Here is a 23,476-nt window from a genome sequence, read left to right on the forward strand (position 1 = left end):
TCCTAGTACCTCACGCGGGGGTCGATCAGCGCGGCGATGATGTCCACGATGAAGTTGGTGACGGCAACGATGACGGCCAGCAGCACCACAATGCCCTGGACGGCGACAAAGTCGCGCGCCGTAAGGTAGTTGGCCAGCTGGAAACCGAGGCCTTTCCATTCGAAGGTGGTCTCCGTCAGCACGGCTCCGCCGAGGAGGACAGCGATCTGCAGGCCCATGACCGTGATGATCGGGATCAAGGCCGGTTTGTAGGCGTGCTTGGTGACCAGCCGGAACTCGCTGACGCCGCGGGAGCGGCCGGCTTCCACGTAGTCCTTTCCGAGCGTGCCGATGACGTTGGTCCGGACCAGGCGCAGGAAGACCCCGGCGGTCAGGAATCCCAGGGCTACCGCCGGGAGGACCGCGTGGGAGATGACGTCGCTGAAGGCGGCCATGTTGCCACTGCGCAGGGCGTCCAGCCAGTAGATCCCGGTGGGAGCCTCCAGAGCAGTCAGCGACAGCTCTGTCCTGGTGCCCGCCCGCCCGGCGACCGGAAGCCAGCCCAGCCAGACGGAAAACACGAGCTTGAGCAGCATGCCGGCGAAGAAGACGGGGGTGGCGTAGAACAGGATGGCCAGGATCCGGAGCACCGCGTCCGGCAGGTGGTCACGGCGGGAGGCCGCGACCAGGCCCAGCGGGATGCCAACCAGCAGCGCGACGATGAGGGCGTTGACGGCCAGCTCAAGTGTTGCCGAGCCGTAGGTGGTCAGCATCTCGGTAACTTTGCGGTTGTCCGAGAGGGTGGTGCCGAAGTTCCCGGTGACCAGTTGGCCCAGGTACTCAAAGTACTGCACCAGCAGGGGCCGGTCGTAGCCGGCGGAATGGATGCGTTCCTGCAACTGCTCCGGAGGGAGCCGGCCGCCCATGGCGGCCGTAATGGGGTCACCGGTGATCCGCATGAGGAAAAACACCAAGGTGACGAGGATGAGGATGGTGGGGAAGATCAGCAGGAACCGGACCAGGATGTACTGGCCCAGCCCACCGCCTGACTGCTTTTTCTTGGGTGGAAGGAGAGCGTCGGCGTCACTGGGTGGCGCGTCAATCAAAGTTGTCATCGGTACCTGGATTCGTGGTGACCGGGAGCCAGCATTCCCCTCGGTGCTGGCTGGTGACGGGCGAAAGGCGGGACGCCGTTGCGGCGTCCCGCCTTTGGGCCGTCAGAGCCCGATGGGGGTGGAGTGCTTACTTGGACAGGACGCCCAGGCGGGTCTTGAAGGACGGGTCAAGCGTCTTCTCAACACCCTTGACGTCCTTCCCTGCCACCAGCAGCTGCGAGCCCTGGAGCAGCGGCAACGTCGAGAGGTCCTTGGCAACCGCCGTCTGGACATCACCGATCAGCTTCTGCCGTTCAGTCTTGTCCGGGGTGGTGAGCTGCTTCTGCACGAGGTCCGTGACAGTGGGGTTCTCGTAGTGGTTCTTCAGGAAGTTGCCCGGGATGAAGAACGGCGTGAGGTAGTTGTCAGCATCCGAGTAGTCCGGGAACCAGCCCAGCTGGTACACGGGGTAGGCGTCAGCGGTCCGGGCCTTGGAGTACGTAACCCACTCAGTGGACTGCAGGTCAACGGTGAACAGCCCCGACTTCTCCAGCTGTTCCTTGACCATGGCGTACTCGTCACCGGACGACTTGCCGTAATGGTCCGGGTTGTACTGCAGCTTGATGTTCACGGGGCCGGTGACGCCGGCATCGGACAAGGCCTTCTTGGCCTTGTCCAGGCTGGGCTTGCCGCTGCCGTCGCCGTACAGGTCCTTCATCGGCTGGCTTGCGCCAGGCAGACCATCGGGGACCACGGAGTACGCCGGGACGTAGGTGCCCTTGTAGACCTGGTCGGAGATGGCCTGGCGGTCCACGATGTCAGCCATCGCCTGGCGTACGGCGAGGGCCTTCGCAGGGTTGGCTTCGGGAGTCTTGGCTCCGAAGGGCATCGTGTCGAAGTTGAAGACGATGTAGCGCAATTCGCCGCCCGGGCCCTTGTAGACCTTGACCTTGGAATCCTTGTCCAGGTCTGCCGCGTCCGTCGCTGTCAGGCTGCGTCCGGCAACGTCGATGTTTCCGCCCTGGACATCCAGCTTGAGGTTGTTGGAGTCGGCGTAGTACTTGATGACGGCACTGTCATTGGCCGGCTTGCCCAGCAACCCGCTGTAATCCGCGTTTGCCTTGAGGCTGACAAGTTCGTTCTTCTTGTACGAATCGATGGTGTAGGGTCCCGCGAAGGGCTTGGCAGCAACGATGTCTTCGTCGCTCATCACCTTGTCGGCCGGGAAGACTTCCTCATCGATGATGGGGCCGGTGTTCGTGCCCAGGACGCTCGGGAACACCTGGTCGTTGCCCGCCTTGAGGTTGAAGACCACGGTGGTGTCATCCTTGGCGTCAACGGACTTGAGGTTGGAGAGCAGTGACGCGGGCCCGTTGGGATCGTTGATCTTCAGTACCCGGTCGTAGGAGAACTTCACGTCCGAGGCAGTCAGCGCGTGGCCGTTGGCAAACTTCAGGTTGGGCTTGAGCTTCACCGTGAATTCGGTGGGCGCCGTGAACGACGCCGACTCCGCGATGTCCGGGCTGACCTCGGCAGAACCGGGCTTGGAGTTCATCAGGAACGGGTAGACCTGGTTCATGACCAGGAAGGAGCCTGCGTCGTAGGAACCGGCGGGGTCGAGGGTGACGACCTTGTCCGTCGTTCCGAAGGTGATGGCACCGCCGCCGCTGCCGCCGCTGGCCGTCCCCCCGCCGCCGCCGCCCGATGGCCCGGTGCAGGCTGTCAGGGCCAGGGCGGAGATGCCTGCCAGCGCGATGGCGCGGTGCAGGGCCGTTGTGCTCTTGATCATCTGTGAACTTCTTTCCGATGAGTACGCGCACGCCGCGGTCACAGGTTGATGGCCCCGGACGCCGGCGTGCAGTGCTGATTCCTAGATTGAATCAGAGAGTCAGCCCTCGGGACTGCCGTTTCTGTGAGTTCGAACACAATATTTTCTTAAAAGTTACCCGGCAGGGTCCAGCAGCCCCCGGCGGAGGAGGGTACCCGGGCATGACAAAGCGCCACCCCGGGCAAGCCGGAGTGGCGCAAAAGGGGCCTGGGCTAAAGCGTTGCCCGCTGCAGCGACCGGGCGGCGTCTATTGTCGCCTGGCCCAGCACGCGGCTGCCCTGGTACAGCACTACCGTCTGGCCCGGCGCCACGCCGCGCAGCGGGGTCACCAACCGGACCACCAGCTGGCCTCCGGCTCCGTCCGTGGCAGGCTCCATCCTGGCGGTGGCCGGGACGGGATCCCCGTGCGCCCGGACCTGCGCGTAGCAATCAAATTCGGCCCCTGTTTCTACCTCGCCGATGGGAAGGCCGGCCCAGGAGACCTTGATGCCGCGGATTTCATCGATGGCCAGCAGGGCCTCCGGGCCCACCACCACCTTGTTTTCCTTGGGCCGGATTTCCAGGACGAAGCGGGGCTTTCCGTCAGCTGCCGGAGTTCCGAGCTTGAGCCCGCGCCGCTGGCCGACAGTGAAGGCGTTGGCGCCGGGGTGCTCCCCGACCTTGGCGCCGGTCTCATCCACGATGTCGCCGGAGGTCATCTCGATCTTTTCGGCAAGCCAGCCGGCGGTGTCGCCGTCGGGAATGAAACAGATATCGTGGCTGTCCGGCTTGTTGGCCACGGAGAGGCCCCGCCGCTCCGCCTCTGCCCGCACCTCGGCCTTTGACGGGGTGTCTGCCAGCGGGAACATGGAGTGCTTGAGCTGTTCATGTGTCAGCACCCCAAGGACGTAGCTCTGGTCCTTGGCCCAGTCCGCGGCGCGGTGCAGTTCCCTGTTGCCGTGGGCGTCTTCGATCACCTTGGCGTAGTGGCCGGTGCAGACGGCGTCGAACCCGAGGGCAATGGCCTTCTCCAGCAGGGCCGCGAACTTAATCCGTTCATTGCAGCGCATGCAGGGGTTGGGGGTCCGGCCGGCGGCGTATTCGTCAATGAAGTCCTGGACGACGTCTTCCTTGAAGCGCTCGGAGAAGTCCCACACGTAGTAGGGAATGCCCAGCACATCACAGGCCCGCCACGCATCCCTGGAGTCCTCGATGGTGCAGCAGCCGCGGCTGCCCGTGCGCAGGGTGCCCGGCATCCGCGAAAGGGCCAGGTGGACGCCGACGACGTCGTGCCCGGCCTCTACTGCGCGGGCGGCGGCAACAGCGGAGTCCACTCCGCCGCTCATGGCTGCTAGTACTCGCATGCTGGCTTTCTGTCGGGGGATGCTTGCCGTCCGGGGCCGTGCTGGACGCATCGGCGGCGGAAACGATCTTCGCCTATCTATTCTACGGCGGCACGCAAATCAGCTGGTGGCGGGGTGCGCATCCACGGCCATCAGGCGCCGCGAAGGGCCTGCCGCGCCTGGGTCCCCGCGGTCTGGATCGAGGATTCGTGCCCGGCCATGCCTGCCTGGCGTGCCCGTGCGTACGCGTCCGGGAGCGCTGCCAGGAGGGCGTCGACGTCGGCCTGCGTGGAGGCGTGCCCGAGGCTGAACCGCTGGGCACCGCGGGCCGTCTCCTCGTCCAGGCCCATGGCCAGCAGCACATGCGAGGGGCGGGGCACCCCGGCCGTGCAGGCCGAACCCGTGGACGATTCGATGCCGGCCAGGTCGAGGAGGAACAGCAGCGAGTCCCCTTCGCAGCCCGGGAAGGTGAAGTGCGCATTGCCCGGAAGCCGGTGGTCGCCGGGGGCCCCGCGAAGAACCGCCTCCGGGACCCGCTCGCGGACACCGTCGATCAGCCGGTCACGCAGGGCAGCGATCCGCGCCGCTTCAGCGGGCAACGAAGCTGCAACGGACTCCGCAGCGGCAGCAAAAGCGGCAATGGAAGCGGTGTCGAGCGTGCCGGAGCGGACATCCCGCTCCTGGCCGCCGCCATGCTGCACCGGTGTCAGTTTGACGGCCCGACCCAGCAACAGCGCGCCAACCCCCACCGGACCGCCGATCTTATGTCCGGATATCGACATGGCGTCGAGTCCCGAATCCTTGAAGTGCACCGGCACCGAGCCGAACGCCTGGACCGCATCGGAGTGAACCGGCACGCCCGCAGCGTGCGCCAGTTCCACGATGCGCCCGATCGGCTGGACGGTGCCCACCTCGTTGTTGGCCCACATGACGGTCACCAGCGCCACGGTGCCGGGATCGCGGGACAGCTCGGCTTCGAGGACCCCGGGGTCCACCACTCCCTCGCCGTCCACGGGCAGCCACACCACGTCGGCGCCTTCGTGGCGTTCCAGCCATTCAACGGTGTCCAGCACTGCATGGTGTTCGACGGCGGAGCAGAGGATGCGCCGGCGCTTCGGGTCTTCTGCCACCCGGGACCAGTACATGCCCTTCACGGCAAGGTTGTCCGCCTCGGTGCCTCCGGATGTGAAGATGACCTCCGAGGGATGAGCCCCTGCCGCCGCGGCAATGGCTTCCCGTGCGTCCTCGACGGCACGGCGCGCCCGGCGTCCGGATCCGTGCAACGACGAAGGATTGCCGGTCCGCGCCAGCTCACGCGTCAAGGCGGCGAGCGCGGCCCCCGAAAGGGGCGTGGTGGCGGCATGGTCGAGGTAGGCGGGCATTCTCAAATTCTATCGCGGCAAGCTGGTGTTCCTCCGGCGTGGAGCGGTCACCTGCCGCCGGTAATCCGCGCGCAGCAGTGGCCCGGCACAGGGACAATACGCTCCTCGGCAGCGCCGCAGCCCACCGCTGCACCGCGCAGGAAAGCACCGTTCATGTCGCATACCACTGCCGCATGGGCCCGCGACAGCCGGTGGAAGGGGCAGTTGGGCAGCAGGTATCCCCCCTCCCCGTCCGGCTCTGGTTGGTATCCCGTTTCCGCCAGGAACTCCTCCAAGCCTGCGGCACCTGCTGCCAGTTCCCGGCCTTTCCGGAAGGCGACGGCGCGCAACGACTCCCCCACTGCCAGACCTTGGGACTGGGTGTCCTCGATTGCCGCAGCCATCAGCTCCCCGGCAAGGTCGTAGTTCCGGTCCGGCACGGAGGCTCCCACCTCACTTCCAACCGGCCGGTACATCTTGGCGGGGCGTCCCGACCCCGGTCCCGTCCTGCCCGCAGGCTTGTGGAATTCCACGGCCAACAGGCCGTCCTGGACCAGCCTGTCCAGATGGAAGGAAGCGGTGCTGCGCGCCATTCCTGCGGCTTCAGCCACTTCGTCGCGCCCCACGGGACGGGCAGATGCGGCGACCAGTTCGAAAAGCTGCAGCCTCTTGGCATCCGTCAGCGATGCAACCGCCGCGACCCTGTCCGCCCAAGGAAGTCGGTACATGGTGTCTCCAATTCCAAAGTCAAGATCTCTTGATTATAGACCGTGTAGTTTCTAAAATTGGCATACCTACTTTTAGAAGGAGAGCATCATGAAATCAGCATCCGCAATGAGGGCCCAGCATGCGCCATCGACAGTGCCGCCGGCTCGGCAGGCGTTCCTGCTGCTGCGAACTGTGTTCACCGTGGCACCGATCCTTTTCGGCCTGGACAAATTCACCAACATCCTCACGCACTGGACCATGTACCTGGCACCCCAGGCCACGGCCATCGTCCCGCTGCAGCCGCAGACCTTCATGTACATCGTGGGAGTGGTGGAAGTCATCGCAGGCCTGGCAGTGGCGGTGCGCCCCAAGTACGGCTCGGTGATCGTGGCCGCGTGGCTGGCAGGGATCATCGTCAACCTGCTCCTGCTGGGAAGTTTCTACGACGTTGCCCTGCGTGATTTCGGCTTGCTGGTCGGCGCCCTGGCCCTGAACCGGCTGTCAGTGGGGGCGGCCCGGACCGCTGCGTGATTCCGGCAGCATTGCCAGGCGAGCGGACACCGCAGCCCCATGGATCCGCCGGCAGCTGAGCCCTCCAGCCGCCGGCGGTTTCCTGTTTCAGGACCTGTCGGTACTCACGGGGCCGGAGGCACCAGCGGCAGGTAGCGGACAACGTCCTGGCGGGCAGCATCCAGGGTTGCCGCATCCGGACAGGATACGGAGAGGTAGGCCGACGAACCGGCAGTACCAAAAAGCCGTGCCAGCACCTCCGTGGAACGGCCGCCGGGAACGGCCTGCTCCAGCGCCAGTACTTCCACGTTCCGGCCCGGAGCTTCCGGCGTGCCGCCCCACTTCAAGGTTGCCGTCTTGAGGTAAGAAGGCTGGATGGCCGCATCCAGGTACTGGAACAGGGCAACGGTGGATTCCCTGTCATCTCCACGGACCAGCGGGGCCTGGCCTGTGCTGGTCCGGGCGGCAACCACGCAGCCATCGGCCTTGGCGTATTCGCTGCCGCCCGCCACGTTGTCCTTCACCATCCGCCACCCTGGTGCGCCCTTGAGGTCATCGGAAATCCCCACGGCCGTCCCGGGAGCCAGGTCGCCGCCGGCAGCGAAAGGCATGTCACGCGCTGCCACCGCGGCGGCATCATGGCCCGGAGTAATGGTCGGAGTGGCCAGGACCGGCGTACTGGCCGGCGCCGGGGTGGCCGAGGGATCCCGGACGTCCACGCTGCACCCGCCCAGAAGCAAGGCTCCCACGAAGCCAATGGCAAGAGGCACTCCCCCGCGCCGTCCCCTGACGGCCCGCTCCGCCGTCGTCGGCATGTCCATCTCCACTCCGTTACATCCCCTCCGGCCCGTGTCCGCACCACGCTGGCACGAGTCTAGACTCCGGTCTCCCGGGAACCGGCAGGCCCGGCCTGTTCGTTGTCACCGCAGGCGCACCGTCCATGCTGGCTAGACTGGGCGGGCACTCCGCTTTCCGGCCGGGAATCGGAAAGCCGGGCACCAAGAGAAGGAAGATTGCTTGACCGAGAGCAGCAGCTCCCATTACCAGGTCCTTCGGGTGGCCGTCACCGCCACCGAGAAAGAAATCAAGGTGGCCTACCGGCGCGCGGCCAGGACGGCGCACCCGGACCACGGCGGTGATGCCGCAACCTTCCGCCGGGTAACCGCCGCCTATGAGACCCTGATCGACCCGCAGCGCAGGAAGGCCTACGACCGTTCCTATGGCGCGGGCACGGCGCGTGAGGGTGCGTTCGACGCCGGCGCCCACTTTGACGCGCCGGCCGCCGGCAGCCGGGCGTCCGCCACGGTCCGCAGGCCCGACAACGGCCGGAACACGGCAGGGGACGCGCCCGTCTACGTTCCGCCCTACGAAGGAACCGACGTTCCCCTTATCCCCCTGGCGCAGGCCCGGCAGCAAGTGCACGGGATGCCCCGAAAGCGGGGAATCTTCGGCGCGGAGGCCCGTATCCAGCGGGAAATGCGCACCGTCCAGCTGCTGACCCGGCAGGTGCTTCCGGCCATCCCTGCGGCACGGCTGATCAACGGGCTGCAGTCACCGGCGGACAACAGCCACATCGACCATGCCGTCCTTTCCGGCTACCGGCTGGCCCTGGTCAACTCGATGCTCCTGCCCAAGGGCGCCTACGCCTGGGACGGCCGGACCCTCAACCACGGTGGCCGGGCGGTGGCACCCCCGCAGCTGGCCCGGGTGGTCTGGGCCATGCAGGACATTTTTCCCGAGCTCAACGTCACTGGCTGGACGGTAGTGCACAGCCCCGACGGCAACCTCCACGAACCGGTGATCGACCACCACCGCCGCCCCGCTGGAGCGCTGGAAACCGTCCAGATCGTCAACGCGGCGGGCATGGTGCGCGGGCTGAAGGAATTCCTGGCGTCCGGGCCGGCCCCCAATACCGTGAACATCCCGGTCCTGGCCAGGCTGCTGCGCGGCATGCACTGAGGCCGGGTGGCTAGGATGGGGAGGTGTTCCGCATCCTTTTCCATGAACCAGAAATCCCCGGCAATACCGGCAACGCCATCCGCCTTGCCGCCATTACCGGCGCCGAACTTCACTTGGTGGAACCCCTGGGCTTTGACTTCTCCGACGCCAAGCTGCGCCGCGCCGGCCTCGACTACCACGACCTCGCCGTCGTCACCGTCCACAAGAGCATCGAGGACGCGTGGGAGCACCTGCAGCCCGAACGCGTCTACGCGTTTACGTCGGACGGCACCACCAGCTACACGGAGGTCGCCTACCGTCCGGGCGATGTCCTCATGTTTGGCCGCGAATCTGTGGGCCTGCCGGCGGAGCTGAAAACGGATCCGCACGTGTCCGCCACGGTCCGCCTGCCCATGCTCCCGGCCCTGCGTTCCCTGAACCTCGCCAATGCCGCATCCATTGCGGTGTACGAGGCCTGGCGCCAGCAGGGCTTCGCCGGCGCCAAAATCTAGAATTCCGTCCAGGGCCGGAGTGCCGGGCGGCCCCGGAATGAAAAACTTTCCGGCCTGCCCATCCGGCCTGTCCGCGGCGCCGAATGACTTTTGAAGACATTCGAGCGGACCAAAGGAGCGGCAGGTGACTCTACTGAAGGCAGCTTCCAGGCCCGACCACCGCATCCGGCACGGCACTGCTGAGGATATGACGCCCCGGGACTTATGCTTGGACGTAATGGAAACTCCCAACGCGCCGAACTCCGAAGGCTCCGCCGCGGTGACTGACCCACCTGCAGACCTCAGCCAGCGCCTCTCTGCCCTTCTGGCAGGCACCGCCCGCGGAGACCAGGCGGCGTTCGCCGAGTTCTACCAGCTCACGTCCCGCAGGGTCTTCGGCATGGCCCGCCGCGTCCTGATCGATCCCGAGCTCAGTGAAGACACCACGCAGGAAGTCTTCCTTCAGGTCTGGCAGAACGCAGCAAAGTTCGATCCACAGGCGGGAAGCCCCCTGTCCTGGCTGATGACCATCGCCCACCGCCGGGCCGTGGACAAGGTCCGGTCGTCGCAGTCCGCCACGGACAGGGAAGCCAGGTACGGTGCCAGCACGCAGGAAATCGACCACGACACCGTGTCCGACGAAGTGGGCAGCCGGCTGGAGGCCGAAGCCGTGGTCCGCTGCCTGGGAACGCTGACCGAAACACAGCAGGAGTCCGTGCGCCTGGCCTACTACGGCGGCCTGACCTACCGGGAAGTCGCCGAACGGCTCAATGCCGCAGTTCCCACCATTAAGTCCCGCATCCGCGATGGACTGATCCGTTTGAAGACCTGTCTGGGGGTGAGTTGAGTTGAGTGGAATGGATGAAAACCGTGATGGCCGTTCGCGGGCCTTCGGGGACACCGTGGCCATGGACCTTGCGTCCGGGCATGCCGTGGACCTCGCTGAGCTCTACGCCCTCGATGCGGTGACGGAGCAGGAACGCGAGGCCATTGACAGCTACATCGCCACCGCCCCGGAGACCGAGCGCCGGGCCTTCCTTGAGCGCGTCCGGCAGTCCCGGGAGGCACTGGTCCGCACTTTCCGTGCGGAGGAGGAACCGCCGTCGGACCTCTTCCAGCGGATCATCGCCCAGCTTCCGGCCCAATCACCGGGCCAGGACGGACTCTCCGGCGGAGACGCGCAGGCGCCGGCCGTAGGCGCGGCCCCTGCTCCGCAGCAGCGGCCACTCGACGAACTCGCGCAGGCCCGCAAGCGCCGCGAGGAACGGCGGGGCCCGTCCGGCACGCGGCGCTGGCTGATCGGCGTGGCGGCGGCAGCAGCGATTGCCTTGGGCGGTGTGGGTGTGGGCTCATACCTGGCTGACCAGAACGATCCCGTCAACCAGGTGGCAAGGGCCAACGACCTCCGCGAAGCGTCCGTAAATGTGGCAGGCGGGGGCAAGGCCACCCTGCTGATCTCAGCGTCCGAGGACGCAGCCGTGGTCAAGATGAGCGGCGTGCCCGCTCCCCCGGCCGGCAAGGTCTACCAGATGTGGCTGATCCCCAAGGACGGCTCCGCGCCGGTTTCGCAGGGGTTGATGGATGAGCAGGCCCTGTCCAAGCCCGCCGTGGTCCAGGGCATCCACTCCGCGGCATCGCTGGGCATCACCGTCGAGCCCGCGGGTGGCTCCAAGGCCCCCACCCTGCCGACGGTCGCAGCGGCTCCGCTGGGCGCATAGCACCCTTTTTCAACGCACCGTGCCCCGCTCCTTTGCACCAAAGGAGCGGGGCACTTTTTGCGTGGTTCAGAATCCCGCGATGGTACCGGGTCCGTTGATTGCCACCACGTGGAAAGCCTCGGCGCTGCGCCCCTCGGGGAAGCCGGCCCTCACGGCGTTCAGGTGCATGCCCCGGCGGACGGTGTCCTCCATGGCGGCCACGTCCGGGTGCTGGCTGACATGGACATGGATGGCGGCCAGCTTCGCGTCCACCTGGTCGGTGACGTCGACGAAGTGGTTCTCCCGTTCCCCGGGGCCGGCGTAGAGCCAGAGCCATGGCAGCTTGTACGCTTCCAGGCCTGCTTCTGCCAGTTCAGGGTAGGCAAAGGGATTCTCGAGGGCCGGGTACACCGCGCGGGTTACCGCCTCCCCCACGGCCAGGTGGTCGGGATGGCTTTTTTGGATCCGCTCCCAGTTCCGTTCCGGGTGCATGGCAAGGACGACGTCGGGACGGATTTCGCGGATCAGCCGCACTACCCCTTTCATCACCTCGTGCGACGGTTCGAGGTACCCGTCACGCTGGTGGAGGTAGTGGATGTCGGTGACGCCTACCAGCTCCGCGGCCCGCCGCTGCTCCGCGTCGCGCATGGCGATAATGTCCGCGCGGTGGGCCGGATCAAAGCCGCCGGCGTCGCCGTCGGTCATGATGCAGTAGCTCACCTGTACGCCGGCAGCGGTCCACGCGGCGACAGTACCCGCAGCGCCGAAGTCGATGTCGTCAGGATGGGCCGCGAAACAGAGCACCCGCCCAACCCGGTGGATGTCCGGGTTGAACGGGCTCTGCGCCTGATCGTGGGAGGCTGTCAACGATTCAGCCTTTTCGCTTCTTGATCTCGGCGGCGGCCTGCGGGAGGACATCGAACACGTCGCCTATGATCCCGAAATCGGCGATCTCGAAGACCGGGGACTCGGCGTCCTTGTTGATGGCAACGATGACCTTGGAGGTCTGCATGCCGGCCTTCTGCTGGATGGCACCGGAGATGCCTGCCGAGATGTACAGCTGCGGAGAAACCGTCTTGCCGGTCTGTCCCACCTGGGCGTCGTGGCTGATCCAGCCGGCGTCCGTGGCCGCACGCGATGCACCCACCGCAGCTCCCAAGGCATCAGCCAGTTCCTCGACCGGACCGAAGTCGCCGTCCATGCCGCGTCCGCCGGCCACCACGATGCGGGCATCGGTGAGGTCCGGGCGGCCGCTGGCCACCTTCTGCTCGCGGGCAGTGATGCGGGCGGCGGCGGCTACCGCCGGTACCTCCACGGATACCGTTTCGGGCGTGGTGGGTGCGGGGGCGGGTTCCGGTACCACGTTGTTGGCCTTGAGGGTCAGCACGGAAACGGGCGTCGTGGCCCTGCAGGCGGTGGTGTAGGAGCCGGCCAGGACGGACTTGTGTGCGGTGCCGTCCGGATCCACGGCGACGACGTCGGTGATGACGCCGGCGTTCAGTCGGATGCCCAGCCGTGCCGCAATTTCCTTGCCTTCCGGTGAGTTGTCCAGGAGCACAATGCCGGCGCCGGTGCTTTCGGCAGCGGCGGCCAGGTAGGCGGCTTTGGGCGCCACCAGGAAGTCATCCAGGTTGTCAGTTGCCGGGCGCAGGATGGCCCCCACCCCGTACTCGCCGAACGTGGCGGCGGCGGCGTCGGACAGGTCTCCGTTGAGTGCCACGGTGCTCTCGCCCAGGGAACGGGCCAGGGTCAGCAGTTCGAGGCTGCTCTTCTTGAGCGAGGCGCCGGGGTTGTCGATGAATACAAGTACATTTGCCATGTCGGTGTCCCTCTTAGAGCAGCTTCTGGGCGGCCAGGAAGTCAACCAGCTTGATGCCGGCGTCGCCCTCGTCGGTGATGATGGTGCCGGCTGTCCTCGGCGGCCGCTCTTCGGCGCTGGTGACGGTGGTCCAGGACCCTGCAAAGCCAACCTGGGCGGGGTCCACGCCGATGTCTGCGAGGGAGAGCGTGGTGATGCTCTTGCGCTTGGCGGCGATGATGCCCTTGAAGTTGGGGTACCGGGGTTCGTTGATCTGGTCCGTGACGGAGACGACGGCGGGCAGCGGCGCCTCTACCGTTTCGGACGTGGTGTCTGCATCGCGGCGGGCAACCAGCCGGCCGCCGTCGACCTCGAGCGTGGAAGCGAACGTCACCTGGGGTAGCCCCAGCCGCTCGGCCAGCTGTGCCGGCACCAGGGAGGTCTCTCCGTCTGTGGAGGCCATACCGGTGAGGACCAGGTCCACCCCGCCCAGGTGGCGGACGGCGGCGGCGAGCGCAAGCGAGGTGGCTGCGGCATCCGAGCCGGCCAGGGCGTCGTCCGTGAGGTGCACGCCCTCGGTGGCACCCATCTGCAGGGACTTCTTGACTGCGTTGACAGCTCCGGCAGGGCCCATGCTGAGGGCGATGACCTGGTTGCCCGCCTTGCTTCCGCCCCTTGCTTCGGTGAGCTGGAGTGCGGCCTCAAGCGCGTACTCGTCAAGCTCGGAAAGAATGCTTTCGTCGCGGTCCGCGGTGTTCCCCTCCCCGTTGAGGTGGCGGTCGAACTGGGCGTCCGGTACATGTTTGACCAGGACTACGATCTTCAATGTCTCTTCCACTGTTTCTGCAGCAGCCTTCCATGCTTGTGGACAGCCAGCCGGGTGGGACGTGGCCGCGATATGCCCGGCAGGCGGGTAAACCCTAGCTAACCATATCGGCGGCGTCCCGCGCCCCCTTCCGTTAACGCCTGTGTCAGGCAATTTGCCGGGGCAGCAGAACGACGGCGGCGCCCCCTTTGGTGGGGACGCCGCCGTCGTCATCGCTTGCGTTGGTGGTGTCCTGCCTTAGCTGGCGGCCGCACCTAGCGTGACATCGAAAGTCTGCTCGCTGCCGCCGCGCTGCACGGTGATCTTCACCTTGGATCCCGCCGGCTGTTCGCGGACGGCCGCGGTCAACTGGTTGGGTTCGCCGATGGTGAGGTCGTTGAACTTGGTGATCACGTCACCCGCCTTGATGCCGGCCTTCCCGGCCGGTGAGTTGGCATCCACGGTGGCGACGTCGGCGCCCACCGAGAACTCGGAGTTTGCGCCGGAGGATGTCTTGGGCTTGACGCTGACACCCAGCTGGCCGTGGGAGGCCTTGCCCGTGTCAATGATCTCCTGGGCCACCCGCTTGGCGTTGTTGATGGGGATGCTGAACCCGACGCCAATATTGCCGCTTTGGGACGTTGATGTGCCGGACCCTGCGGAGGCGATGGCCACGTTGACGCCAATGATCTCGCCCTTGCTGTTTACCAGGGCGCCGCCGGAGTTCCCGGGGTTGATGGCCGCATCAGTCTGGATCACGTTGATGGCGATGGATCCCTGGCCGGCGCTTTGCTGGCTCTGGCCGCCGCCCGGAGGGGCGAACTGGAAGCCCTGGTCACCGCCCTGGCTGTTGTCGCCGCCCTGCGGGGCAGCCGACGAAGCGACGCTGATGGTGCGGTTCAGGGTGGAGACGATGCCGTCCGTCACCGTACCCGTCAGGCCGAGCGGGGAACCGATGGCGATGGCCGTATCACCCACGTTGAGCTTGGAGGAGTCCCCCAGGGTGGCAGGGGTGAGGCCTGACGTGTCATCCACCTTTATCACGGCGAGGTCGGACAGCGGGTCGGTGCCCACCAGCTTCGCGGGCAGGACCTTCCCATCGCTGGTGCGGATTTCCAGGGTGGCGTTCGCGGTCTGGCCGTCGAGGGTCACTACGTGCGTGTTGGTCAGGATGTGCCCCTGGTCGTCCAGGACGATGCCCGAACCGGTACCCCCTGAGCCGCCGCTCGTGGCGCTGATGGTGACGACGCTCGGTGAGGCCTTCACGGCAGCTGCCGTAATAGCGTTCACGTCGTCCTTGTTGTTGACGATGACCGTGCCGGGCTGGTTGCTGCTGCCCACGGTTGAGGCGCTGGAGCCAGTGTGTCCGAACAGTTCACCGGAGCCCACCGTTGCCACGCCGCCACCTACGAGGCCTGCTGCGAGGATGCTTGCCACGAGGGTTCCTACACCAAAGCTGGCCTTCCGGCGCGGCGCATCCTGGGGGTTGGGAGCCAGGCCTACGCTGCCGTTGGGCGCACCATGGCCCGTGCCGTGCATGGGCTGGCCGTACTGGTGCTGCTGCTGGCCGTACTGTCCGGACTGGCCGTAGAAAGGCTGCCTCTGCGGGTAGACGGGCCGCGGGGCTCCCGGCAGTTCCTGGGTATGGTTGCCGTTAGCTTCAGGCCGGTCCAGCCGTTCCGTGTTGTTCTGCGGCGCGGCGCTGTCCTGGGGTGCGGCGCCGTTTGGGCCGCCCGCCTGGCCGTACCGCTGGTCACCGGCGCCGTATCCGCGGTCCTGGCCCTCGCCGGCAGCGCCAGCGCTCCCATGCTGAGTGCTGGCCGGGCGGTTTCCGGGCTGCTGCGGGACCTGCTGCTGCCAAGGGCTCCGGCTGCTCCCCTGGTTGTCCTCCGGGACCGGTCCTGGGGTTTGATTCTCAGTCATGGGACTTCCTTTCATCCTCGTCTGCCATTAACTATGACCCGTCCCGCTGGAACAAGCTCGGATGTTTGCTGAAAGCTTCCTGAACGCCAAGCGGACCCGCTCACCGTTTCGCTGGCGGCATATTCGGCCGCATGGACTGGCTGTGGGGTGCACCATAGAATCAAAATGAATTGCCACAGCGACCTGCGGCTTCACACCAAGCGTGGGGGCGCTGCTGGATTCGACGACTGATTCGTCCCGAATCGGTGTCAGGCGTGCTGAAGGGTTGCACATGCGGTCAAAGTTCAAACGTATCCTCGCCGTGATCGGCCTTGCCGGGCTGCTTGCGGTCCCCGCCGGTGCTGCCTGGGCCGAAGACCCGGTAACCATTTCCCCCGGAACCAACATCGTTGACAATGCCAACGTTTTGGGCAGCCGGAAGGGTGAGGTCCAGGATGCCATCCAGAAGCTGCTGAAGGACCACAAGTACAACCTTTACGTTGTCACCGTGAAGTCGTTCGAGAACCCTTCTGATCCCACCGCCTGGAGCCAGGCCGTGGCCACCTCCAAGGGCATGGGCAAGGCGGACGTCATCCTCGCCATCGCTACCGACCAGGGCAAGTACTACTTCTCCCCCAACTCGGCCAGCGCCATCTACTCCAAGCGCAGCAACATCACCCAGAATGCGGTGGTAGCCAACCTCGCCGGCGGCAAGAAGGACTACGCCCAGGCGGCCATTGACACCGCTGCCGCTGTAGGCGATGCCGCCGGCGGCGGAAGCGGCAGTGTCTCATCGGATGGCGGTGCCGGCGCCGGCATCCTGGTGGGGGCAGGCGTGGTGGTCGCCGGTGGCGGCGCCTACCTGTTTTACCGCAACCGCCGGAAGAAGGCCGCAGGGCAGGCGGCATCCAGCGGAAGCTACGGCCCGCAGGGCGCCGAGCTGGACCCGCTGGCATCGCTCAGCGTCGAGGAATTGCGCCGCAAGAGCGGTTCCCTGCTGATCGAAGCGGATGACGCCATCAAATCCAGCGAGCAGGAACTCGGCTTCGCGCAGGCGCAGTACGGGGATTCCGCCGTCGGAAACTTCACCAAGGCCCTGGACGAAGCTAAAGCCCACATGACGGAATCCTTCAAGCTGCAGCAGCAGCTCGACGACCACATTCCGGATACGGAGGAACAGCAACGGACCTGGCTGGGCGAGATCATCCGCCGCTCCGAGGCCGCCCTCGAATCCCTCCAGGAGCAGAAGGCCGATTTCGATTCCCTGCGCGAGCTGGAGAAGAACGCGCCCCAGGCCCGGGCAGCCGTCAACGCCGGGGCCCGCGAGGCCGACGGCAGGATCTCCAGCGCCGAAAACTCCCTGCAGGAAATGCGGGCCAAGTACGCGGACAGCGCGCTGGCCCAGGTCTCGGACAACATCGTGCAGGCCAAGGAACGGCTGGCCTTCGTGCAGAACGCTTCCGAAACCGCCCAGCAGAAGCTCAGTGAGGGGAAGGAAGCCTGGCCGCCGTGGCCGTCCGCGCGGCCGAGGAAAGCCTGCACCAAACCAACGTCCTGCTGGAAGCGATCGCGAAAGTGGCCGCCAACCTTGATAAAGCACGGAACGGAATCGAAGCGGCCGTCGTGGACACATCCCAGGACCTGGCCCAGGCAAAGGCCATTATCCAGTCCGGCGCCCATCCTGAGCTGGCTGGTCCGGTAGCCGCGGTGGAGGCCGCCCTGGCGCAGGTGAAGTCCGAAATCCAGGGCGGACGGATCGACCCCATTGCCACCCTGCAGCGGGTTGAAACCGCCCACCAATCCTTGGACCAGGCCCTTACCGGAATCCGTGACCAGCAGGAACAGGCCCGGCGTGCGCAGGCATCCCTGCAGCAGACCATCATGTCGGCACAGGCCCAGATCAGCGCCACCTCCGACTACATCACGGCCCGGCGCGGCGGCGTGGGCACCGAGGCACGCACCCGGCTGGCTGAGTCCCAGCGGAACCTCGACTACGCGCTGTCCATCTCCCGCACCGATCCGGTGACGGCGCTCACCTACGCACAGCAGGCACATGCCCTGGCAGCGCAGGCCGCGCAACTGGCGCAGGCCGATGTGGACCACTTCGACGGGTACGCCAACCAGGGCTTCGGCCGCGGCGGCATGTTCGGCGGCGGAGGCGGCGGCGGACTGGGCGGCGCCATCCTGGGCGGCATCCTGATCAACTCCATCCTCAACGGGGGCCACGGAGGCTGGGGCGGTGGCGGCGGCTGGGGTGACGGCGGCGGCGGTGGCGGCTGGGGCGGGGACTCAGGTGGATTCGGCGGCGGCGATTTCGGCGGCGGCGACTCCGGCAGTTTCTAGAGACTTCCGCCGGACACGCCGGAAGATCCCGGCTGGCGGACAGACGCAGGACACCACTGTGCACCGGTTCCAGTGGTCAACACAGAGCAGGACGAAAGGCAAACACCATGGTTAAACAGTCCATTTTCGGCCGGATCGCGCAGCTGGCAAAGGCGAACATCAACTCCTTGCTGGACAACGCCGAAGATCCGCAGAAGATGCTGGACCAGATGGTCCGCGACTACACCAACAACATCGCGGAAGCCGAGTCGGCCGTGGCGCAGACCATCGGCAACCTCCGGATGCTGGAAGACGACTACAATGAGGACGTCAAGAACGCCCACGATTGGGGAAACAAGGCACTTGCCGCCTCGCGCAAGGCAGACGAATTCCGTGCGGCCGGCGACGTAGCCGACGCCGAGAAGTTCGACAACCTGGCCAAGGTTGCGCTGCAGCGCCAGATGGCGGCCGAAAGCGAAGCCAAGGGTGCCGAGCCCAGCATTGCCTCCCAGCGGGAAGTGGTGGACAAGCTGAAGACCGGCCTTGAGCAGATGAAGAACAAGCTCAACCAGCTGACCAGCAAGCGCAACGAGCTCGTTGCCAGGTCCAAGACTGCAGCGGCGCAGTCCCAGGTCCATGACGCCATCAAGAGCATCGACATCATGGACCCCACCAGCGAGGTTGGCCGCTTCGAGGAAAAGATCCGCCGCGAAGAAGCCAAGGTCCGCGGACAGCAGGAGCTTGCAGCCTCCAGTTTGGACGCCCAGTTCAACCAACTCGAGGACCTGGGCGAGCAGACGGAAATCGAAGCCCGGCTGGCGGCCCTCAAGGCCGGAAACTCCAAGCCGGCTCTTGGCGCCGCGAGCCCCGCATCGACCGGATCCACCGTCGACGAAGCCGACTTCGACAAACTCTGAAGTCCGGAGCAGCGCTTCGGCGGAATGACGGCAATGGCCGGGACCGGGGTCCCGGCCATTGCTGCGTCCGCTGTGTGTAGCGTGGTGCCATGACTTCTTCCGATGGCACATCCCTGGTCTGGCTGCGCGATGACCTGCGACTGGACGACAACCCTGCAATGGCAGAGGCCGCCCGCCGGGGCGCACCACTGACGGTGGCCTACATCCTGGACGAGGAATCCGACGGCGTGCGGCCCCTTGGCGGGGCTGCGCGCTGGTGGCTGCACCACTCCCTGGCCGCACTGGCCGCAGATCTTGAAAGCAAGGGATCCCGGCTGGTCCTCCGGCGTGGTCGGGCCGCGGACGTCATCAAGGACCTTGCCGTCCGGACGCAGGCCAGCCACATCTTCTGGAACCGCCGCTACGGGCAACCCGAACGCACTGTCGACGCCGGGCTCAAGGACTGGGCGGCCGGGAACGGGATCGAGGCCGCCAGTTACCAGGCGAACCTCCTCTTCGAGCCCTGGACGGTGAAGACAGGGGCGGGCGGGCCCTACAAGGTCTATTCGCCCTTCTGGCGGGCGTGCCTGGCATCCCAGGACATCCGTGACCCCCACGAGGCACCGGACGGGTTGCCTGGTCCTGCGCCTGCCGGGAAAGGCCTGCCGGGCAGCGAGACTCTCAGCAGCTGGGAGCTCCTGCCATCCAAACCCGATTGGAGCGCCGGACTTGCCGCCACGTGGATACCCGGCGAAAAAGGGGCCCTGGACCGGCTTGAGGACTTCCTTGACGGTCCCATCGAGGAATACGGCACAGGCCGGAACCTGCCTGGAACCGAGGGCACCAGCCGGCTGTCACCGCATCTGCGCTTCGGTGAGGTGAGCCCGTTCCGCGTGTGGCGGGAGATCCGGCGCCGTCATCCACGCAAGGTGCCCTCGGACGTAGGTACCTACCGGGCCGAACTGGGCTGGCGGGAGTTCAACTGGCACCTGCTGTACCACAACCCCGACCTGGCCACCCGGAACTTCCGGCCCGCCTTCGACAACTTCCCGTGGGCCTCCCCCAACCGTCAGGAGCTCACCGCGTGGCAGCAGGGAAACACCGGCTACCCCCTGGTGGACGCCGGCATGCGGCAACTCTGGCAGACAGGTTGGATGCACAACCGGGTGAGGATGGCCGCCGCTTCATTCCTGGTCAAGAACCTGCTGACCGACTGGAGGATCGGGGAGGAATGGTTCTGGGACACCCTGGTTGACGCCGACGCTGCGAACAACCCCGCCAACTGGCAGTGGGTGGCGGGCTCGGGCGCGGACGCCTCACCGTACTACCGGATCTTCAACCCGGTGACCCAAAGCAAGAAGTTCGACGCCGACGGCCGCTACCTGCGGGCCTTCATCCCCGAACTCCGGGAACTCAAAGGCAAGGAAATCCACGAACCATGGGCAGCGGACACCGACGGCTACCCCCAGCCGCTCGTGGACCTGCCGGAATCCCGGGAGCGGGCCCTGGACGCCTACCAGACGATCAAGAACGCCTGACCGCGCCGGATCCGCGTCAGCGGCTGACTTTGCCCATCAGGGAGGCGATGGGCCGCAGGAAGATCGGCCGGGCCAGGAACCAGGCTGCCACCATGACCGCCACGGACGCGGCAAAGACCCAGAACCCGAACCAGCCGTCGTCGTCGCTCCCCCCGTACATGTGGTTCAGGTTCCGCAGCGCACCCGTGGCAAGCACCAGGAAGACGTGGACCACGATGAACGCCACAAAGTAGACCATCACCGGGAAATGGACCGCGCGGGCCCACTCGATCGGGTAGGCCTTGTTCAGGGCCGGCGCCTTTTTGGGCCACGCCGACGACATCCGCAGCCCGGTGATGAACGCCAGTGGCGCGGCGATGAAGACAGTGGCGAAGTACGTAAGGAGCTGCAGCGCGTTGTAGTTGATCCACCCGTCCTCGGTGGGCCAGTCCAGCGACGCGTACTGCAGCGCGGCGGACACGGCATTGGGGAAGACATCCCAGCTGGTGGGGACTATGCGCATCCACTGGCCGCTGGCGAAGAGCAGGACCGCGAACACGAGCCCATTAAGGATCCAGAGCGCATCCAGGGTCAGGTGAAACCAGAGCTCGAGGCTGATCTTGGTAGGAGCGTTCCTGGTACGGATCAGGCCCTTGTTGTTCCGGGTCCAGTGACCGCTGGGGCGCGTGGTGGTCCGCACCTGCCACCCGGTACGGATGATCAGGAGCAGGAAGAACGCGTTAAGGAAGTGCTGCCACGCCAGCCATGCCGGGAAGCCCACGGGCGCGTTGTCCGGCAGCTGGGACTGGCCCGGATAGTCTGCGAGGAAGGATGCCACGGCCGGCAGCCCCACGATCAGCCTGGCGACCAGGACCACCAAGACCAGTGCCACAAGGACGGCGGGAACCATCCAGTAAAGCCGGGACCGCTTACCCGTCGCGGAGCCGGGCTTCTTGGTGGGTGTGGCCATCGAACAACATACCTCTCAGGAATGACTGGGGGCTGCCCGCAGATCGCGGACCCTTCGAAAGAGAATACTAGGAACTGGCCGCTTCCAAGGAAAAGGAAAGGCCCCGGCCGGCATAATGAACTGGTCCCCGAAAGTTGGACTCTTAAATGGCTGACGTTCTACTTTAGCGGTCAGCGATCGGCTTGGCTTTTTGAAGAAGGCTCCGTCCCACCAAGGACGGGGCCTTCTTTGCGTGGAGATGGACCAACGGCCCCCATCGTCATCCGATGGAACGTCGTGGATCAGGTTTTTCAGTGGGACGTACGCCTGTCACTTGAGCGCAATCAGGGTTAGCCTGAGCCATGGCTGGCGGCTATCAACCTCGGAGCAAACCTAGGCTAGTGCTGTGGATCGCAAGCGGCATCCTTGTCGGCGTGGTAGCCGGGTTGACTATGGGCTGGCAACTTGCGCCCGCTTTTGTCCTCATCTATTTCGCTGTTGGCTGGGCTGCGAACCAAGGCCAGAAGCATAAGCGGGAGACAGACATCTACCGCGAGCAGTGGCTAAATAAGCGCAGGACCGGCAATGACGGATTGCAGTCGCCGCCTGAGTAACGGATGAGGGCCTAAGCCGCGAGGGCCGTCAAACGGTATTGAATCGGGCTCTGGCCGTTGAGCTTGGTTGAAATCCTCTTAGTGTTGTACCAGTAGATGTATTCGTGCAGTGCTGCCGTTAGGACTTCAATGTTGAGGAAGCGGACACGGTGGAAGAGTTCTTCCTTGAGGTGTCCGAAGAAGTTTTCCATCACGGCGTTGTCGTAGCAGTTGGCCTTGCGGGACATTGATTGAACCGCGCCGGCGTTCGCCAAAAGGGTGCGCCACGATACGTGCTGATACTGGAAACCCTGGTCCGAATGCACGAGTGGCTGCTGCCCAGGCTCCAAGCATTCCAAGGCTGCGCGCAGGGAGTTGTTAGTTAGATCCAAGTTCGGCGATGTGCTGATGCTGTGGGAAATAATCTGGCGGTCGAAGAGGTCCATGACAGGCGAGAGGTAGAGCTTGCGGTCTCCGACACTGAACTCTGTCACGTCAGTGACCCACTTCTGGTTGGGTGCAGTGGCATCGAATTTCCTGTTCAGGAGGTTCGGCGCGATCATGCCTTGCTCGCCTTGGTAGGAGCTGTAGCGCTTCCTGCGCCGGACCTTGCAGAGCAGACCGAGTGCCCGCATCACCTTCAGCACGGTCTTTTTTGCAACGGTCCAGCCAAGGTTGAGCAGTTCTCTGTGAACGCGCCGGTGCCCGTAGCGCCCATGGTTTTTCTTAAAGATCTCCGCGATGGAAGACTTGAGCTCCCCTTGGGGGTCAGGGGCTTGAAGGCGCGCTTGGTGATAGAAAAACGTGGATCGGGGAAGGCCCGAGACCTGAAGAAGAATCGGCAGCGGGAAGTCAGCCTTGAGGGCGATGAGGGCCTGGACCTTCACCTTTGTTTTGGAGCCCTCAAGGCTCGCAATTTTCCCAGATACGCGACTTGGGCCCGCAGGCGTTCGTTCTCCCGCCGCAATTTTTCCAACTCGGATACCTCAGCCGGCGGTGGGGAGTCGGGCTTCCGGGGCCTGCCCTTGGGCTTGGGGCGTAAGGCGTCCACGCCTTCACGACGGTAGGTACGCACCCACGACTTGAGAAGCACGGCCGAAGATAAGCCGGCCTCTTCCGCCAAGGCCGGTGCAGTCTCACCAGCAAGGAACCGTTGCACCAAAGCGAGCTTGAATTCGAACGTGTATGACTGAGCAGGCTTGGTCACCAGCGCACCTTGGCCATGAATCCTCCACCGCCGATACAGCCTCTTAATAGGCCCACTAGACTCACGAGACACACCCAGCATGGTGGCTGTCGCCGTATATGCAAGGCCTTTCTCAAACCACGCTACAGCCGTCGCGCGCTGATCGGCCGACAAAGAACTACTTGAACGCAAAACTGCTCCCCGGAAGTCGAAACTGAATTTTCAGTCCAACTTCCGGGGAGCAGTTCATAACTGCCGGCCGGGGCCTTCACAAGTTGCGGGGACAGGATTTGAACCTGTGACCTCTGGGTTATGAGCCCAGCGAGCTACCGAACTGCTCCACCCCGCGTCGCTTGATCAACACTACCCTACTTTGGCGGCGCCTCCGACCACAGGCCCGCCATCCACGTCCGGGAAATACCACTGCAGCGGGAAAGCAAAAGGCCCGGACGTTGTTTCCAATATCCGGGCCTTTCCTCAGTTGCGGGGACAGGATTTGAACCTGTGACCTCTGGGTTATGAGCCCAGCGAGCTACCGAACTGCTCCACCCCGCGTCGCAGAATCTACTTTACCGGGAGG

At 65.4% G+C, this 23,476-nt stretch carries 21 protein-coding genes, 2 tRNA genes and 1 pseudogene; 9 read left to right on the forward strand and 15 right to left on the reverse strand.

The window, feature by feature from the left end; genetic code table 11:
* Positions 1-2: 2 nt before the first annotated feature.
* The 5 genes from NIBR502770_RS10890 to NIBR502770_RS10910 form a co-directional block, all read right to left on the reverse strand.
* Positions 3-1,094 (reverse strand): ABC transporter permease, encoded by a 1,092-nt coding sequence (locus NIBR502770_RS10890; RefSeq protein WP_141181935.1) that lies wholly within the window; start codon positions 1,092-1,094, stop codon positions 3-5.
* 127 nt (positions 1,095-1,221) lie between these two features.
* Positions 1,222-2,862 carry an ABC transporter substrate-binding protein gene (locus tag NIBR502770_RS10895; protein WP_141181936.1) on the reverse strand — a complete coding sequence of 547 codons (1,641 nt, stop codon included), beginning with the start codon at positions 2,860-2,862 and terminating at the stop codon, positions 1,222-1,224.
* Positions 2,863-3,113: 251 nt separating this feature from the next.
* Positions 3,114-4,244 (reverse strand): tRNA 2-thiouridine(34) synthase MnmA, encoded by a 1,131-nt coding sequence (mnmA, locus tag NIBR502770_RS10900; RefSeq protein ID WP_141181937.1) that lies wholly within the window; start codon positions 4,242-4,244, stop codon positions 3,114-3,116.
* A 131-nt stretch (positions 4,245-4,375) separates the two neighbouring features.
* Positions 4,376-5,605, reverse strand: coding sequence for a cysteine desulfurase family protein (locus tag NIBR502770_RS10905; protein WP_141181938.1), 1,230 nt, complete (start codon positions 5,603-5,605; stop codon positions 4,376-4,378).
* A gap of 47 nt (positions 5,606-5,652) precedes the next feature.
* Complete coding sequence (locus NIBR502770_RS10910; protein ID WP_141181939.1) at positions 5,653-6,312, reverse strand: metalloregulator ArsR/SmtB family transcription factor; 660 nt, start codon at positions 6,310-6,312, stop codon at positions 5,653-5,655.
* A gap of 88 nt (positions 6,313-6,400) precedes the next feature.
* Between NIBR502770_RS10910 and NIBR502770_RS10915 the strand changes: the two genes are divergently transcribed.
* A complete protein-coding gene (locus tag NIBR502770_RS10915; protein ID WP_141181940.1) occupies positions 6,401-6,823 on the forward strand; it encodes a hypothetical protein in 423 nt (140 codons plus the stop codon).
* Between the two features lie 104 nt (positions 6,824-6,927).
* Here the strand turns inward: NIBR502770_RS10915 and NIBR502770_RS10920 are convergent, their stop codons facing one another.
* On the reverse strand, positions 6,928-7,623 hold the full coding sequence (locus NIBR502770_RS10920) for a hypothetical protein (RefSeq protein ID WP_168223153.1): 696 nt from the start codon (positions 7,621-7,623) through the stop codon (positions 6,928-6,930).
* Positions 7,624-7,819: 196 nt separating this feature from the next.
* Here NIBR502770_RS10920 and NIBR502770_RS10925 point away from each other — a divergent pair, with 196 nt between their 5' ends.
* From NIBR502770_RS10925 to NIBR502770_RS10940, 4 genes are all read left to right on the forward strand, one after another.
* A complete protein-coding gene (locus tag NIBR502770_RS10925) occupies positions 7,820-8,761 on the forward strand; it encodes a J domain-containing protein (protein WP_141181941.1) in 942 nt (313 codons plus the stop codon).
* Positions 8,762-8,784: 23 nt separating this feature from the next.
* The gene (locus tag NIBR502770_RS10930) at positions 8,785-9,252 is read left to right on the forward strand and encodes a tRNA (cytidine(34)-2'-O)-methyltransferase (protein ID WP_141159946.1); all 468 of its coding nucleotides are present in this window, start codon (positions 8,785-8,787) and stop codon (positions 9,250-9,252) included.
* 217 nt (positions 9,253-9,469) lie between these two features.
* The gene (locus tag NIBR502770_RS10935) at positions 9,470-10,078 is read left to right on the forward strand and encodes a sigma-70 family RNA polymerase sigma factor (protein WP_141159945.1); all 609 of its coding nucleotides are present in this window, start codon (positions 9,470-9,472) and stop codon (positions 10,076-10,078) included.
* A gap of 10 nt (positions 10,079-10,088) precedes the next feature.
* Complete coding sequence (locus tag NIBR502770_RS10940) at positions 10,089-10,949, forward strand: anti-sigma factor domain-containing protein (RefSeq protein WP_141181942.1); 861 nt, start codon at positions 10,089-10,091, stop codon at positions 10,947-10,949.
* A gap of 66 nt (positions 10,950-11,015) precedes the next feature.
* Here NIBR502770_RS10940 and NIBR502770_RS10945 read toward each other — a convergent pair whose 3' ends face one another.
* The 4 genes from NIBR502770_RS10945 to NIBR502770_RS10960 all read right to left on the reverse strand — a co-directional run bounded on the left by NIBR502770_RS10945 (position 11,016) and on the right by NIBR502770_RS10960 (position 15,454).
* Positions 11,016-11,795: a PIG-L deacetylase family protein gene (locus tag NIBR502770_RS10945; RefSeq protein WP_141181943.1), complete on the reverse strand. Its 780-nt coding sequence runs from the start codon at positions 11,793-11,795 to the stop codon at positions 11,016-11,018.
* A gap of 4 nt (positions 11,796-11,799) precedes the next feature.
* Positions 11,800-12,747 carry an electron transfer flavoprotein subunit alpha/FixB family protein gene (locus NIBR502770_RS10950; RefSeq protein WP_141159942.1) on the reverse strand — a complete coding sequence of 316 codons (948 nt, stop codon included), beginning with the start codon at positions 12,745-12,747 and terminating at the stop codon, positions 11,800-11,802.
* Between the two features lie 13 nt (positions 12,748-12,760).
* Positions 12,761-13,552: an electron transfer flavoprotein subunit beta/FixA family protein gene (locus NIBR502770_RS10955; protein WP_141181944.1), complete on the reverse strand. Its 792-nt coding sequence runs from the start codon at positions 13,550-13,552 to the stop codon at positions 12,761-12,763.
* Between the two features lie 237 nt (positions 13,553-13,789).
* Positions 13,790-15,454: a S1C family serine protease gene (locus NIBR502770_RS10960; RefSeq protein ID WP_141181945.1), complete on the reverse strand. Its 1,665-nt coding sequence runs from the start codon at positions 15,452-15,454 to the stop codon at positions 13,790-13,792.
* Between the two features lie 271 nt (positions 15,455-15,725).
* On the opposite strand from NIBR502770_RS10960, the pseudogene NIBR502770_RS10965 reads away from it, so the two are divergent.
* The 3 genes and pseudogenes from NIBR502770_RS10965 (at position 15,726) to NIBR502770_RS10975 (ending at position 20,189) form a co-directional block, all read left to right on the forward strand.
* A pseudogene (locus NIBR502770_RS10965) lies at positions 15,726-17,776 on the forward strand (TPM domain-containing protein).
* 107 nt (positions 17,777-17,883) lie between these two features.
* Positions 17,884-18,672 (forward strand): PspA/IM30 family protein, encoded by a 789-nt coding sequence (locus NIBR502770_RS10970; RefSeq protein WP_141159938.1) that lies wholly within the window; start codon positions 17,884-17,886, stop codon positions 18,670-18,672.
* 89 nt (positions 18,673-18,761) lie between these two features.
* The gene (locus tag NIBR502770_RS10975; RefSeq protein ID WP_141181946.1) at positions 18,762-20,189 is read left to right on the forward strand and encodes a deoxyribodipyrimidine photo-lyase; all 1,428 of its coding nucleotides are present in this window, start codon (positions 18,762-18,764) and stop codon (positions 20,187-20,189) included.
* A 16-nt stretch (positions 20,190-20,205) separates the two neighbouring features.
* Here NIBR502770_RS10975 and NIBR502770_RS10980 read toward each other — a convergent pair whose 3' ends face one another.
* Positions 20,206-21,138 (reverse strand): cytochrome b/b6 domain-containing protein, encoded by a 933-nt coding sequence (locus tag NIBR502770_RS10980; protein ID WP_141181947.1) that lies wholly within the window; start codon positions 21,136-21,138, stop codon positions 20,206-20,208.
* Positions 21,139-21,518: 380 nt separating this feature from the next.
* On the opposite strand from NIBR502770_RS10980, the gene NIBR502770_RS10985 reads away from it, so the two are divergent.
* Positions 21,519-21,731, forward strand: a complete 213-nt coding sequence (locus NIBR502770_RS10985) for a hypothetical protein (protein WP_141181037.1) — start codon at positions 21,519-21,521, stop codon at positions 21,729-21,731.
* 11 nt (positions 21,732-21,742) lie between these two features.
* Here NIBR502770_RS10985 and NIBR502770_RS10990 read toward each other — a convergent pair whose 3' ends face one another.
* From NIBR502770_RS10990 to NIBR502770_RS11000, 4 genes are all read right to left on the reverse strand, one after another.
* The gene (locus NIBR502770_RS10990; protein WP_371416457.1) at positions 21,743-22,597 is read right to left on the reverse strand and encodes an IS3 family transposase; all 855 of its coding nucleotides are present in this window, start codon (positions 22,595-22,597) and stop codon (positions 21,743-21,745) included.
* Positions 22,594-22,998 carry a helix-turn-helix domain-containing protein gene (locus tag NIBR502770_RS21845; RefSeq protein ID WP_371416512.1) on the reverse strand — a complete coding sequence of 135 codons (405 nt, stop codon included), beginning with the start codon at positions 22,996-22,998 and terminating at the stop codon, positions 22,594-22,596. Before NIBR502770_RS21845 ends, NIBR502770_RS10990 begins: the two co-directional genes overlap by 4 nt.
* A gap of 173 nt (positions 22,999-23,171) precedes the next feature.
* Positions 23,172-23,245: transfer RNA gene (locus tag NIBR502770_RS10995), tRNA-Met, on the reverse strand.
* A 132-nt stretch (positions 23,246-23,377) separates the two neighbouring features.
* Positions 23,378-23,451: transfer RNA gene (locus tag NIBR502770_RS11000), tRNA-Met, on the reverse strand.
* Between the last annotated feature and the right edge of the window lie 25 nt (positions 23,452-23,476).

This window comes from Pseudarthrobacter sp. NIBRBAC000502770 (assembly GCF_006517815.1).
Lineage (GTDB): Bacteria > Actinomycetota > Actinomycetes > Actinomycetales > Micrococcaceae > Arthrobacter > Arthrobacter niigatensis.